The 13,454-nt window shown below is 70.1% G+C and carries 9 protein-coding genes; 4 read left to right on the top strand and 5 right to left on the bottom strand.

Annotation, left to right across the window (positions count from 1 at the left end):
* Nucleotides 1–350: 350 nt before the first annotated feature.
* The 3 genes from ENSA5_RS25280 to ENSA5_RS25270 all read right to left on the bottom strand — a co-directional run bounded on the left by ENSA5_RS25280 (nt 351) and on the right by ENSA5_RS25270 (nt 4,541).
* Nucleotides 351–2,594, bottom strand: coding sequence for an MYXO-CTERM sorting domain-containing protein (locus ENSA5_RS25280; protein ID WP_146156101.1), 2,244 nt, complete (start codon nt 2,592–2,594; stop codon nt 351–353).
* 86 nt (nt 2,595–2,680) lie between these two features.
* The gene (locus ENSA5_RS25275; protein WP_181198129.1) at nt 2,681–3,850 is read right to left on the bottom strand and encodes a pectin acetylesterase-family hydrolase; all 1,170 of its coding nucleotides are present in this window, start codon (nt 3,848–3,850) and stop codon (nt 2,681–2,683) included.
* A gap of 241 nt (nt 3,851–4,091) precedes the next feature.
* On the bottom strand, nt 4,092–4,541 hold the full coding sequence (locus ENSA5_RS25270; protein WP_106394261.1) for a DUF3575 domain-containing protein: 450 nt from the start codon (nt 4,539–4,541) through the stop codon (nt 4,092–4,094).
* Between the two features lie 116 nt (nt 4,542–4,657).
* Between ENSA5_RS25270 and ENSA5_RS25265 the strand changes: the two genes are divergently transcribed.
* A complete protein-coding gene (locus ENSA5_RS25265) occupies nt 4,658–5,785 on the top strand; it encodes a hypothetical protein (RefSeq protein WP_106394260.1) in 1,128 nt (375 codons plus the stop codon).
* Nucleotides 5,786–5,806: 21 nt separating this feature from the next.
* Here ENSA5_RS25265 and ENSA5_RS25260 read toward each other — a convergent pair whose 3' ends face one another.
* On the bottom strand, nt 5,807–6,886 hold the full coding sequence (locus ENSA5_RS25260; RefSeq protein WP_219906858.1) for a formylglycine-generating enzyme family protein: 1,080 nt from the start codon (nt 6,884–6,886) through the stop codon (nt 5,807–5,809).
* 73 nt (nt 6,887–6,959) lie between these two features.
* On the opposite strand from ENSA5_RS25260, the gene ENSA5_RS25255 reads away from it, so the two are divergent.
* Complete coding sequence (locus ENSA5_RS25255; protein WP_106394263.1) at nt 6,960–8,801, top strand: UbiD family decarboxylase; 1,842 nt, start codon at nt 6,960–6,962, stop codon at nt 8,799–8,801.
* Nucleotides 8,802–8,849: 48 nt separating this feature from the next.
* On the opposite strand, the gene ENSA5_RS25250 is transcribed toward ENSA5_RS25255, so the two are convergent.
* Nucleotides 8,850–10,337: a CapA family protein gene (locus ENSA5_RS25250; RefSeq protein ID WP_258183016.1), complete on the bottom strand. Its 1,488-nt coding sequence runs from the start codon at nt 10,335–10,337 to the stop codon at nt 8,850–8,852.
* Between the two features lie 189 nt (nt 10,338–10,526).
* Here ENSA5_RS25250 and ENSA5_RS25245 point away from each other — a divergent pair, with 189 nt between their 5' ends.
* On the top strand, nt 10,527–12,305 hold the full coding sequence (locus ENSA5_RS25245; protein ID WP_146156099.1) for a protein kinase domain-containing protein: 1,779 nt from the start codon (nt 10,527–10,529) through the stop codon (nt 12,303–12,305).
* Nucleotides 12,306–12,425: 120 nt separating this feature from the next.
* On the top strand, nt 12,426–13,454 hold a 1,029-nt coding region (locus tag ENSA5_RS25240), incomplete at its 3' end, for a serine/threonine protein kinase (RefSeq protein ID WP_146156098.1).

The following is a 13,454-nucleotide window of genomic DNA, read 5'->3' as shown; positions in this document are numbered from 1 at the left end:
ACTCTGCCACGCACGGCCGCAAGCGGCCGGTCGCTCGGTCGCTGCGCTCCCTCCCTCGGTGGGCTGGGGTGAGCTTCGCTGTCGCCTGCGTGGCCCCCTAAAAGGGGGCTGGCTCCTTTAGACCCCCACAGGCGTCAGCAACTCTGCCACGCACGGCCGCAAGCGGCCGGTCGGTCGGTCGCTGCGCTCCCTCCCTCGGTGGGCTGGGTATGAGCTTCGCTGTCGCCTGCGTGGCCCCCTAAAAGGGGGCTGGCTCCTTTAGACCCCCACAGGCGTCAGCAACTCTGCCACGCAAGCGGCCGGTCGCTCGTTCCTCGCTCGGTGGGCTGGGGTGAGCTTCGCTGTGGGGCTCATTCTCGGTCTCGGCGTCGTAGGGTGCTGGCGAGGCCGAGGAGGCCGAAGCCGAGGAAGGCCAGCGGGGCCCAGGGGCCCTGGTTCGAGTTGACGTCGCAGTTGCAGCCGCGGCCGTTGAGACCGGCGTCGTTGCCGAAGCCGAAGCCGGCGGTGCCCGACTCGTCGCCTGCGGTGCCGCCGTCGGGGCCGTCGTCCCAGCCGTCGGCGTTGTCTTCGCCCCAGTCGGAGGTGCCGTCGCCGTCGGTGTCCCAGCCGTCGGAGGTGCCGTCGCCGTCGGTGTCCCAGCCGCTGTCGGAGGTGCCGTCGCCGTCGGTGTCCCAGCCGGTCGAGGTGTCGTCGGCGGTGCCCCAGCCGTCGGAGGTGCCGTCGCCGTCGGTGTCCCAGCCGTCAGAGGTGCCGTCGCCGTTGGTCGTCGACGAGGTGAAGGTCGTGCCCATGCCCGGATCGGGCTCTTCGGTCGTCGGCTCGGGGTTCTCGGAGCAGTCGTTGAACGCGCAGCAGGGATCGAAGGAGATGCCCTCGATGATCGAGCCGAGCGCGGTCTCGAGCTCGGCCTGGGTGTCGGCGTCGAAGAAGTTGTTCTGGCCGCCCGAGCCCCAGCTCGCCATGTTGGCCAGCTGCTGCTGGGCTTCGGGGGTGTTGAGCCCGTCGCCAAAGCCGATCACGTAGGTCTTGACCCCGGCGTCGAACATGACCTCGAGCGCGCCCTGAACCTGGGCGTCGGTCGAGTAGCCGCTGTACTGGCCGTCGGTGATCAGCACGTTGACGTACTGCGTGGTGTCGTCGGTCGGGTAGATGTCGGGCGGGTTGACCTGGTAGGCCAAAAGGTTGTCGAACACCAGATCGAGGCCGCGGTGGGTGTAGGTGCCCGAGCCCTGGCAGATCCCGAGGCCGCTCGGCAGACACGCGGGCATGTGGCTGCGGGTCGACTGATCGAAGAAGGGCGGGACCTGGCTGCCGTCCTTGAAGGTCCAGGTGATGCTCGGGCCGCCCCAGGGGTCGGAGCAGCCGGGCATCTCGCACGAGGTCGAGGGATCGAGGGCCCAGCCAAAGTTGTCCTGCATGCACGGCCCGTACTGGACCAGGACCTTCTCTTCGGCCGGGGCGTCGCCGCCGAACACCGTGAGCCCGAGGTGGATCAGATCCTCGACCGGGCGCCCGACGTTGTCGACCTCGACGTCGAACAGCGAATTGTTGCCCGAGGCCAGGGCCGAGCGGGCCCGGTCCCAGCCGGTCTCGCCCGGCTCGCCGGGCAGATCACCGACGTTGAGCATCGACGAGGAGGCGTCGAGCAAGACCATCACACGCGGGAGCCCAGCCGTGCACTCGGGCACGATGACCTGATCGGCGATGTCCTGGACGACCTGGCCGATCGCCGCGAACAGCTCGGGCGGGTTGTCGGCGGCGATCGACTCGGTCGTGCCGCCCGCGGCCGCGAGCTCGTCGGCGAACTCGAGATCGGCCGCGTCGGCGACCGCGATCACGTAGGTCGGGATGCCCTGGTTGTCGTAGAGATCCGAGGCGGTGAGCGAGGGGTTGTCTTGCGGCGGATCGAGCTGCGGAAACCCGACCTGAGAGGTCCACGCGCCGTCGGTCACGACCATCAGCCCGTAAAAGCGCTCCTGGCCCGGGACCACGTCCTCGGGGTGATCGACCTTGGCCTGGCCGATCACGACCTTGGCGTGATCGAGGGCGCCCTTGGTCCAGGTGCCGATGCCCGAGCAATTGCCGGGGCCGTTGGGGCACAGCGGCGGCGGCGTGGCGTTGAGCGAGCTGATGATGTCCTGGCCGTTGCACTCGAAGTAGGTCTTGTCGGGCGACTCGGGGTCGTACCAGTTCACGTCGAGGGCCTGGCCGTCGACGATCCCCGACATGTCCATGGGGATCGTCGTGCCGTCGCCGTCGGGGTCGGGGTCGTGGCCGTAGCGCATCAGCGCGACGTGCATGTTCTCTTGAAAGTACCCGCCGTTGGTCGTCATCAGCGAGGTGATCGCGCCCACGGCGACCTCCCAGCGGGTCTGGCCCATCCCGAAGGGCTCGCTCATCGACGACGAGTAGTCGAGCACGATCATGAAGTTGGGCTTCTTGAACGTGCACTCGTTCTCTTCGAAGCAGCCGCCCCCGCCGCCCGCGACCGCGACCGGATCTCGTTGAGCCAGGAACGCCAGCCCGATCCCGCCGAGCAGGGCGAGCTGAAGCGCCAGCCGGCGATGAGCCGGTGTTAGTGCGAGTCGTCGCATGTATGAGTCCCCTCCGCACGGACATGGTCGCACGAAGGCGCGGCTTCGATCACGCGCGGGCGCGGCGCCTGATCGCGAGCAGGCTGCTAGGGCGCCACGTGGGCGGCGTCGCCGGCGATCAGGTCCGCGACCCAGTCGACCAGCAGCACGCCGTCGACCGTCAGGTTGTAGTAGTCGCTCCCGCTAATGTAGGTGTGCGAGTTGCCGGTCTTGTAGAAGGTGCCGAACTCGGGCCCAACCAGAACGTTGTCACGCAGGTCGTAGAGCGCCTCCTCGAAGTCCGGGAAGCTCGGGAACACGGCCATGCAGTCGTTGGCTCCAAAGCCAAAGAAGGTCGAGATGGTGCTGTCGTCGTGGGACGAGATCAGGCCCTTGGCCGCGTTCGGGTACTTCTGCTGGACGTAGCTGAGGTAATTGACCAGCCCTCCCCCGTCCTCGCCGAAGCACTCGGGGCAGTCTTGCGGGAGCGAGGCGTCGACGTTCCACACGTCGCGGAACTGCTGCTGGAGACAAGGCGCGAGGTACTGGTCGCGGAAGAGCGGACCGGAGTCGTCGACCAAGGTGACGTCGTTGTTGGGGAAGAAGCTGGCGAAGGTGTCGTAGTTGGACGCGGCCCCGAACCCGCCGCCGCTCTCGCCGGTCAGGAACACGTCGGCCGTGTCGGGGAAGGTGTCGACGATCCGCTCGAGCGCGAGCACCACGTTGTCGTGGCCGACGAACTGCTGGTCCTGGGGCCCCCCGGGCACGTTGCCGTTGGGCTGGCTGCCGAAGAACACGTCGCCCGTGCAGTAGGGAAAGTAGATGAAGTTGTGGTCCATCAACGGGTTGTCGGGGTTCTCATTGTCGAACAGCCCCTCGTAGGGCCCCGGGTCGAACGCGTTGGCGTTGATGCTCGACGGGTTGGCCAGACAGCTGATCCCGTTGAAGCACGCGCCGCCGCCCTCCATGTAGATCGCGAGCAGGTCGGTGTTGTTCGAGTAGCGGACCCCGACGCCCGCGGGTGAGCCGTCGCGGCAGTACATCCCGTCGATCTCGACGTACTGCCACTCGCCGACGGGCGCCTCGGGCAAGGGGTTGGCGGGATCGCCGTCGCCGTCGCCGTCGCCGTCCCCGTCGCCCGTGTCGCCGTCGCCCGTGTCCCCGTCGCCGGGATCCCCGTCTCCGTCGCCCGTGTCCCCGTCACCCGTGTCGCCGTCGCCCGTGTCCCCGTCGCCGTCGCCCCCAGTGTCTCCAGCCGTGCCGGTCTCGTCTTCCATCCCCGGTGTATCGTCCCCGCAACCCAACATGAGGAACGGAGCCAGCAATCCCAGGAACGAAAGCTTTTTCAGCAGCATGGCAGGGATGCTACGAGTGTGACGAAATTCACTCAACATGAATTTAGGGGTTTTTGCGCTTCCATCGTGGATTTTCGCCCACGCAGCCCGCGCAAGGCGCGCACAGGTCTCGCGGCTGTAAGAACCGCCCCCGATTCGGCGTAGCCTCGCCTGGGTGCCTCGGTCAGAAGCGATAGCCGAAGCTCAGCGTAAAGCGCGGCTGAAAACCGGGGCTCGTAAACACGCACTGCTCCGGCAGCGTGCAGATCTGCGGGGTCCGAGCGACAACGCCCATGCGGCGCAGCCCACCGGAGAAGGCGACGTTGATGTGCGAGGTCAGATCCCACGACCAGCCGATCGACGCCCCGCCACCGAGCGCGACCGAGCGCAGCCTGGGCAGCGAGACCACAAACTGATGACCAAGGGTGAGGTGGGCGGCGAAGTAGACGCCGGTCCACGGACGCTTGAGCCAGCCGATGACCTCGAGGGTGTGACCGAAGCCGACGAGGTGTCCGTAGCCGGGGTTGGGGTAGGCGTACTCGAGCAGGGCGCCCACGCTCAGGTGGCGCCCGAGCCCGCGGCGATAGCCAAGTTCGACGCCAGCGAAGTCCGACAGGAACAAGGCGTCGAGCATGACCTGGTTGGTGGGTCGGGGATCGAGGAACTCCCATCGATCACGGACCGGCTCGATCGCCTCGGCGCGCCCGGGGCTCAGGCACGCGAGCGCGGCGACGAGCGGGAGGCCGCAGCGTGAGGCCCACCGTCGCGCTCGGGCTCGGCCTGAGTCTGACGGGCAGCCTCGCCCTGGGTGGCTGCAAGGAGATCCCCGAGGTCGCCTACGAGACCGAGCACTTCGAGATTGCGCCCGACTTCGATCACCCGATTTGCGCGGGCACCTTGGCCCACTTCGAGCAGCATCTGAGTTTTGTCGAGTCCTCACTCGCGCGCCGGGTCCCCTTCGGAGAACGGATCACCTTCTACTGGATTACAAAGGATCTCGACAATTGGTGCAGTCGACGGGCGCTGGGCTGCTACTACCCGGGCACCCGCGTGATCATTGGCACCGGGGAGAGCGTCTCGCACGAGATCGTCCACGCGGTCCTCAACGCCGAGGCGCAGACCAACTACTTCCTCGAGGAGGCCCTCGCCGAGCAGTACTCCGGCGTCGGCTCGTACCACCGCGACGAGCTCGACACCCGCCCGGATCCGAGCGAGCTGCTGTGGCTGTCGCCGACGGACTACCGCTTCGGCGTGCTCGACTACGCGGTCGCCGGGCACTTCATGGCCTACATCGAGACCGAGTTCGGCAGCGGGTCGACCCGCGCCCTCGCCGACGTCGTCGTCAGCGGCGCCGGGCCCCCCGAGCTCGAGGCCAGCTTCGAGCGCTTCACCGGGATCAGCTTCGCCCAGCTCGAGAAGAACTACGAGGCCTTCGCCAGCAGCTACTACAAGGGCCTCCACGACGGCGACATCCCCGAGATCCTCGGCGAGCGCTGGCTCGACGTGTCGCTGCGCTGCGACCGAGACGACACCTTGGGGCCGCTGCCCGACGCGTCGCCGGGCATGTATCGGAGCTTGCGGCTGGTGCTCCAGGAGCCGCAGGCCGTCGACGTCGAGCTGGTCGCGCCCGAGCATGTCAGCGCCCAGTTCGTCGACGTCCTCCGCGAGCGCGGGGCCGGGCGCGTGGTCGACTTCTTTCACCCCATGCTGAGCGGCGAGCGCGAGCACGAGATCGTCCACGGCGGCGAGTCGAGGACCTTGCAGCTGCGCAAGGGCACCCACCTGGTGATCATCTCGCAGTCCGGCTACGAGTACAGCGACGCGTTCTTGCGCGCGGTCCCCCGCGAGTTCCCCCGCAGCGACGAGGAGCTCCCGTGAGCCCTTGGCCCCGCCGGTCGCTCAGTCGCGGGGCGCGGGCTCGGGAGCCTCGAGCTCGCCCTCGGCGTCGCGGACCATGACGACGCGGCTGGCCTGGTCGAGGTCCGCCGCGCAGCGGAAGCCGAAGTGGTGAAAGGGCTCGTTGCGCGGCACGTGGGGCCGGCGGAAGTAGGTCGTGGCCCGGTCGGGGCCCCAGTACCAGCTGCCGCCGCGCACGACCTTGAACTTGTAGCCCGGGCACTCGTCCTCGCCGTCGCAGGGGCCGCGGGGGTTGACGCCCTCGCAGGCCTCGCCGCAGTCCTCGTAGGACTTCGAGTACCAGTCGGCGACCCACTCGAAGGAGTTGCCGGCCATGTCGTAGAGGCCGTACTGCGTCGGCGGCCGCGAGCCCACGTCCCACACCCGGCCGGTGTCGGGCTTCTTGCCCCGCTTCTTCAGCCCGCAGGCGCGGCCCTCGGCCTCGGTCTTGATGATCGCGAGCTCGCAGGTCGCCTCGTCCTCGCCCCAGGGGTAGGTCCGCCCGTCGGTCCCGCGCGCGGCCTTCTCCCACTCGCTCTCGGTCGGCAGGCGCTTGCCCTGGGCCTCGCAGTAGGTCCGGGCCTCGAACCAATTAATCCCGTTGATCGGCTGCTGCGGGCGGTCGAAGTCGAGGTACTGGGGTCCAGACTTGGGGCACTCGCCGGCCTTCTCGCAGGCCTTGTACTCGGCGTAGGTGACCTCGTTGCGATCGATCCAGAAGGTCTGCAGCCAGATCTCGGCGCGCGGGTGGGCGTTGTCGGGGCCCTCGTCGATCCCGCGGATGAACGCGCCGCCGGGGATGCACGACATCTCCGCCGGGCCTTCGCCGCACGCGAGCATCGGCGTGCCATCGGGGGCCATCGGGAGCACGTCGGGCTCGGGCTCGCCGGTCTCGCTCGCGGCCTCGGTCTCGCTCGCGGCCTCGTCGGGCGCCGGAGGCTCGGGCTCGGGCGCCACCGCGACGGCGGACTCGTCGGGGGGGCTGGCGGGGTCCGAGGTCGGCCCGGGCCTCTTGGCGTCGCTGCAGGCCGCAGCCGCGAGCATGATCGAGAGCGAGAGCGCCGCCGCGGACCTGGGACTCATCGTCGGCGTCCATACCACGAGCCGCGGCGCAGTCACCATGCGCGCCCCCTCGACGTGCTATGAACACCCCGCCTTGGGCTACCGCAGCCTCCGTGAGTGTGTCGTCGACCTCGAGCGCCACGGGCAGCTCGTCCGGGTCGCGCAGCCCCTCGACCCCAAGCTGGTCATCCCCGAGATCCAGCGGCGGCTCTACGCCGCGCAGGGGCCGGCGGTGCTGTTCGAGCGGGTCGAGGGCAGCCCCTTCCCTGCCCTCACCAACCTGTTTGGGACCCTCGAGCGCTGCCGCTTCTTGTTCCGCGACAGCCTCGCGCTGGTCGAGGCTGCGATCGCCGCCAAGGCCGACCCGAGCGCGGTCCTGCGCGCGCCGTGGAAGTTCCGCCGCCTGCCCTTCGCCGGCCTCCGCTCGCTGCCGCGGACGCGCTTTGTCCGGGCGCCGGTCCTCGCCGCGCGCACGACCCTCGATCAGCTCCCGCAGATCGTCAGCTGGCCCGACGACGGCGGCGCCTTCATCACGCTGCCGCAGGTCTACAGCGAAGATCCCAACGACCCGAGGCCGCTGCGCTCGAACCTCGGCATGTACCGGGTCCAGATCTCGGGCAACGACTACGCCCACGACGAGGTCGGGCTCCACTACCAGATCCACCGGGGCATCGGCGTCCACCACAGCGCCGCCGCCGAGCGCGGCGAGCCCCTCAAGGTCAGCGTGTTTGTCGGCGGGCCCCCGGCCCACACCCTCGCCGCGGTCATGCCCCTGCCCGAGGGCCTCTCGGAGCTGGTGTTCGCGGGCATGCTCGCCCGTCGGCGCGTGCGCCTGCGCGAGCACGAGGGCTTTCGCGTCGCCGCCGACGCCGACTTTTGCATCGTCGGCACGATCGAGCCGACCGGGCCCGGGGCGACCAAGCCCGAGGGTCCCTTCGGCGATCACCTCGGCTACTACTCGCTGCGCCACGACTTCCCCGTGATGCGGGTCCACGCGGTCTGGCACCGCGAGCGCGCGATCTGGCCGCTGACCGTCGTCGGTCGGCCCCCGCAAGAGGACACTAGCTTCGGCAAGCTGATCCACGAGCTGACCGGCCCGATGGTCCCGGTCTCGATCCCCGGGCTCCACGCGATGCACGCCGTCGACGCGGCCGGCGTCCACCCCCTGCTGCTCGCGATCGGCTCCGAGCGCTACGTCCCCTACCGGCCCGACCGCCCCCAGGAGCTGCTGACGATCGCCAACGCGATCCTCGGGTTCAACCAGGCCTCGCTGGCCAAGTACCTGCTGATCGCCGCGGCCAACGACGACCCCAGCCTCAACGCCGAAGACGAGGCCGCGTTCTTGGCTCACGTGCTGCGGCGGGTCGACTGGACCCGGGACCTACACTTTCAGACCAAGACCACGATCGACACCCTCGACTACTCGGGCGCGGGCCTCAACGCCGGGTCCAAGCTGGTCATCGCGGCCCGCGGGGCGCCGATCCGTGAGCTCGGCCGCGAGCGTCCGCAGCTGTCGCTGCCGCCCGAGTTCGACGCCGTCGAGCTCGCGCTGCCGGGGGTCCTGGCGATCGCCGGGCCGGCGTTCGCGGCGGCCGAGGCCGGCTACGCGAGCGCCGAGCAGCTCGCCGCCGCGCTCGAGCACCAGCGCGATCGGCTCCGCGAAGTTGCGCTGATCGTGCTCGTCGACGACGCCGAGTTCACCGCGCGCACGCTCAACAATTTTTTGTGGGTCACCTTCACGCGCAGCAACCCCAGCCACGACGTCCACGGGGTCGGGGCCTTCGTCGAGCACAAGCACTGGGGCTGCGCGGGGCCGCTGATCATCGACGCGCGGATCAAGCCCTGGCACGCGCCGCCGCTGGTCGAGGACGCCGAGGTCAGCGCCAAGGTCGACGCCCTCGCTCGCCCGGGCGGTCCGCTGCACGGGCTGATCTGAGCCCCATCGCGCCCCCTCGATATTGGGCATTGGGCGCAGCGCTCGAGCTCACCGGGGGTCGCCCGCCGACGGCTCGCCCTCGGTCTCGCCCTCGTCTTCGTCTTCGGTCCCCGGGACGACGAAGGGCTCCGCCAGCCGGGCCCACGCGGGGATCTCGTGGGGCCGCCAGTCCTCGTCGCAGTGCGGATCGCCGAGCTTGGGCTCGTCGGGCAGGACCAGGTTCCCGGCCCCGAGCAGCGCGACGATCAGCGCCCGGGCGTCGGCCGCCCCCGGCGCCTGCCCCTGGACCGACCCCGGCGCCTGCCCCGGCGCCGACCCCTGCAGACGATCGATCGCCTCGACGAAGAACTCGTCCCCGGCCTGACGCACGTGCAGCGGCAAATGCCGGACCCCGGCGATGTGCAGCTCGCCGTCCTCGGTCTCGACCAGGGTCAGGTAGAGCAGCAGCGAGGTCCGCCGCGAGAGCTCCGGCTGGTGGCTGGCGAAGTTCCCGAGCGAGTAGAGCACCAGCCCCTCGCGCCCGTCCTCGGCCTCGAGCTTGGCCCAGGGCTGGACGACGTGGGGGTGGCTGCCGACGACCGCGAGCGCCCCGGCCTCGACCCAGCGCCGGGCCAGCTTGCGCTCGCGCTCGCGCGGGGTGTGGACGTACTCCTTGCCCCAGTGCGGGGTCACGATCACGGCGTCGACCTTGGGCTCGCGCTTCTTGTAGCGCCCGGTCGCGCGCAGGCGCCGGATCACCCCCTCGACCGCGGTCCCCGAGCCACACTGCAGGACCTGGTCGAGGTCGTCGGGTACCCGGTTGGTGCTGTTGGTGCAGGCGATCCACGCGATCTTCAAGCCCTCGACCTCGGTCACGGTGTAGAGGCGCTCGAGCATGTCCGACTCGCGGGTCCCGACGAACGCGAGCTTGGCCTTGCGCAGCGCCGCGATCGTCCGCTCGACACCAACCGGGCCCCGATCGAGGGCGTGGTTGTTGGCCGTCGACACGATGTCGACCCCGGCCGCGACCAGATCCTTGGCGATCGAGGCGTGATAGTTGAAGCGCGGATAACCCGTGTAGACCAGACGATCGAACGCGCGCCCCGGGTCCTCGACCTCGAGGAAGTCGCGGTCGAGGCCGTGGGCCAGCGGCCCTTCGAGGTTCAGGTAGGTCAGATCCGGCTCGGCGAGGAGATCGGCGATCCCAGCCCACAAGACGGCCGCGCCCTGCTTGGACGCGTAGGCCTGGATCTGGAGCTCGCGGTGGAGCAGCAGATCCCCGCCGAAGGCCAGGGTCACCCGCCGACCGGGCTCACAGGCGCCGTCGAAGCGCAGGTAGTCGTCGGGCAGGGTCCACGGCGGCTCGGGCTCGACGACCGCCTCGAGCCCCGCCTCGTCGGACGGCACGTCGGGGTCGGCGTCGGCGTCGGCGTCGGGGTCGGCGAGCAGGGCCTCGGCGGCCGCGAGCGGGGCGGTCGGACTCGGCTCGACCGCCCCGTCGTCGGCTGGCGAGGGCTTTTGGCAGCTGCAGCCGAGAGTCACGAACAACGCCAACATCGACGGCACCGGGTGTGATCCTGAGCTGGCGAGGCGCGGCACAGGCCAAAGTGTAGCCGCCCACATGGGCTGAACGCGAAGCCACCGCCCTGGGCTCATGCGCGGGTGACGTGCTATACGCTTGGCGTCGCGCGACGGCGCCGGAGTCACTTGTCGAGCAACGAGCCACCCTTCGACGGGCCCCCACTGTTGACCGACACCGCGGGGCCCCCACTGCTCGCCCCCGGCGAGCTCGGGCTCGGCAGCCTGCTCGCCGGTCGCTACCGGATCATGGGCATCCTCGGCGACGGCGGCATGGGCTCGGTCTACCTGGCCGAGCACGTGACGCTGGGCAAGCTCGTGGCGATCAAGGTGCTCAAGCCCGAGCTGACCCACGACGCGAGCCTCGTCGAGCGCTTCTTCCGCGAGGCCCGGGCGACCGCCGCCATCGAGCACGAGAACATCGTCGAGATCCTCGATTTTGGTCAGACCCCCGAGCACGCGTTCTTCGCGATGGAGGCGCTCGAGGGCTGCGAGCTGGCCGACATCGTCGGCCACGGCCGCGCGATCGGCTGGGCCCGGGCCAAGCCGATCATCGTCCAGATCGCCCGGGGCCTCGCGGCCGCCCACCGGGCCGGGATCGTCCACCGCGACATGAAGCCCGGCAACGTGTTCTTGATCGCGCGGGCCGGGACCGCGGACTTCGTCAAGGTCCTCGACTTCGGCATCGCCAAGATCGACGACGGCGTCAAGCTGACCCAGGCCGGCATGGTGTTCGGGACCGCGAGCTACATGGCCCCCGAGCAGGCCGCGGGCAGCGTGGTCGACGGGCGCGGCGATCTCTACGCCCTCGGCTGCATGGTGTTCGAGATGCTCACGGGCCGGGTCCCCTTCCCCGGCGACAACTTCATGAAGGTGATCGGCCAGCACATCGGCGAGCCGCCGCCGCGGCTGCGCGACGTGGCCCCCCAGCTCGACGTGCCCGCCCACGTGATCGACAAGCTCGAGGCCCTCGTCGCCAAGGCCCTGGCCAAGTACCCCCACGAGCGCCACGCCGACATGGTCGAGTTCGAGCGCGCCGTGATCGAGCTCGACGGCACGCTGCCGCCGAGCCTCGACCACGGGGCCCCGCTGCCGGCCCCGCTGGCCGGGCCGCCGCGCGTGGCGCTGCCCGGAACCCCGCCCGCCGACTCGACCGTGATGATGCCGGGCATGGGCGGCGCGGCGATCTCTGACCTCGATCAGCAGACCCTGGCGCCCATCGCCTACCTGTTCGTGGCCTTCGCCCACGGGACCGACGGCGTGCTGACCAACGCCGAGATGCGGACGCTCGCCGATCGCCTCCGTCGCTGGGCTCCGCAGGTCGGCCTCGACGGCATCGGTCACGTGCTGCGCGAGGCCGTGTCGAGCTACGGCGGATCTGGCAGCAATTTTGGCAGCAAGTCTGGCAGCAAGTCTGGCGAGCTCGCGCAGGTTCGGGCCCAGCTCGTCGCCAGCTTCCCGCCCGCGAACCTCACCCAGCTGCTCGTCGACCTGCGCGAGATCGCCTCGGCCGACGGCCAGGTCTCCGACGCCGAGCAGCGCTTCATCGCCGAGACCGCCCGCGCCTTCGGCCTCGAGGGCGACAACCGCCTCAGCTCGCTCGCGTTCATGTACCTCGCGCTCGGGTCCGTGACCGAGGGCACCGTGGCCCCGACCGAGATGAAGGTCCTCGGCGAGCAGCTGCGCCAGTGGGCGCCGGGGGCTTCGATCAACGAGACCGCCGCGGCCCTGCGCGAGGCCGTGGCCGAGTACAAGCGCCTCCCGGGGGTCGAGGCCCGCCTCGCTCGCGCGCACGCGGCCGCCGAGACCCTCCGCCGCTCGACCGACGCCGAGACCCTCCGCCGCGTGCTCGCCGATCTGTGGCGCATCGCCGGGGCCGACGGTCACATCTCGCCCGAGGAGCAGCGCTTCATCATGGGGATGGTCGAGCGCTTCGGGGCCAACTGAGCGAGAGCCTCGACCCCACCTCGACCCTACCGCCGGCAGCGACTGAGCCCCGCGCGGCCACTTCGCGTCCGGTCCCGCGGGCTGTTACGCTCCTCGCGCCCGTGAGCGGGCCACGCCGCCGTGACTGATCCGACCGAAGACGAGCTCATCGGGGTCGTGCTCGCCGAGCGCTACAAGGTCCTCGACCGGATCGGCGAGGGCGGCATGGGTGCGGTCTACGTCGGGCAGCACGTCACCCTCGGCAAGCGGGTCGCGCTCAAGGTCCTCAAGCAGGAGCTGTGCTACGACCAGACGATCGTCGAACGCTTCTTGCGCGAAGCCAAGGCGACGTCGCGGATCGAGCACGAGAACGTCGTCGACATCCTCGACTTTGGCCACACCCCCGGCGGATCGGCCTTCTTCGTCATGGAGTTCCTCCGCGGGCAGGAGCTGACCCAGCTCATCGAGCAGGTCGGCCGGGTGCCCTGGTACCGGGCCAAGCGCATCCTGATCCAGCTCTGCCACGGACTCGGGGCCGCCCACGACGAGGGCATCATTCACCGCGACATGAAGCCGGGCAACGTGTTTCTGATCAAGCGCGGCGGTCGCTCGGACTTCGTCAAGATCCTCGACTTCGGCATCGCCAAGGTCGAGGACGAGGCCGCGCTGACCCGGGCGGGCATGGTGTTCGGGACCGCGGCCTACATGGCCCCCGAGCAGGCCACGGCCGGCGAGCTCGACGGCCGCGCCGACATGTACGCGCTCGCGTGCATGGGCTTCGAGATGCTGACCGGGCGGCTGCCCTTCTCGGCCAAGCACCCGATCAAGATGCTCAACTGCCACATCCGCGAGCCGGCCTCGAGCATGCGCACGCTGGTCCCCGAGGCCGAGGTCCCCGAGGCCGTCGACGCGGTCATCCTGCGCGCGCTCGCCAAGCTGCCCGACGAGCGCTACGCCAACATGTACGCCTTCGCCGAGGCCCTCGAGGCGATCCCGCAGGGCGAGCCCACGGTCGATCAGCCGCCCGCGGTCGAGGCCACCGTCAACTTCGACGCCAAGGCGATGAAGGCGATGAAGGCCGCGCAGGACCGCAAGCAGGCCGAGCAAAACAGCGAGCAGACCGAGCCCCGCAGCCTCGTGTTTCCCCACGGCGGCGGCGAGGTCATGGCC

The sequence above is a fragment of the Enhygromyxa salina genome (genome assembly GCF_002994615.1).
Lineage (GTDB): Bacteria > Myxococcota_A > Polyangia > Nannocystales > Nannocystaceae > Plesiocystis > Plesiocystis salina_A.
This window is presented reverse-complemented; position numbering and strand designations above follow the sequence as displayed.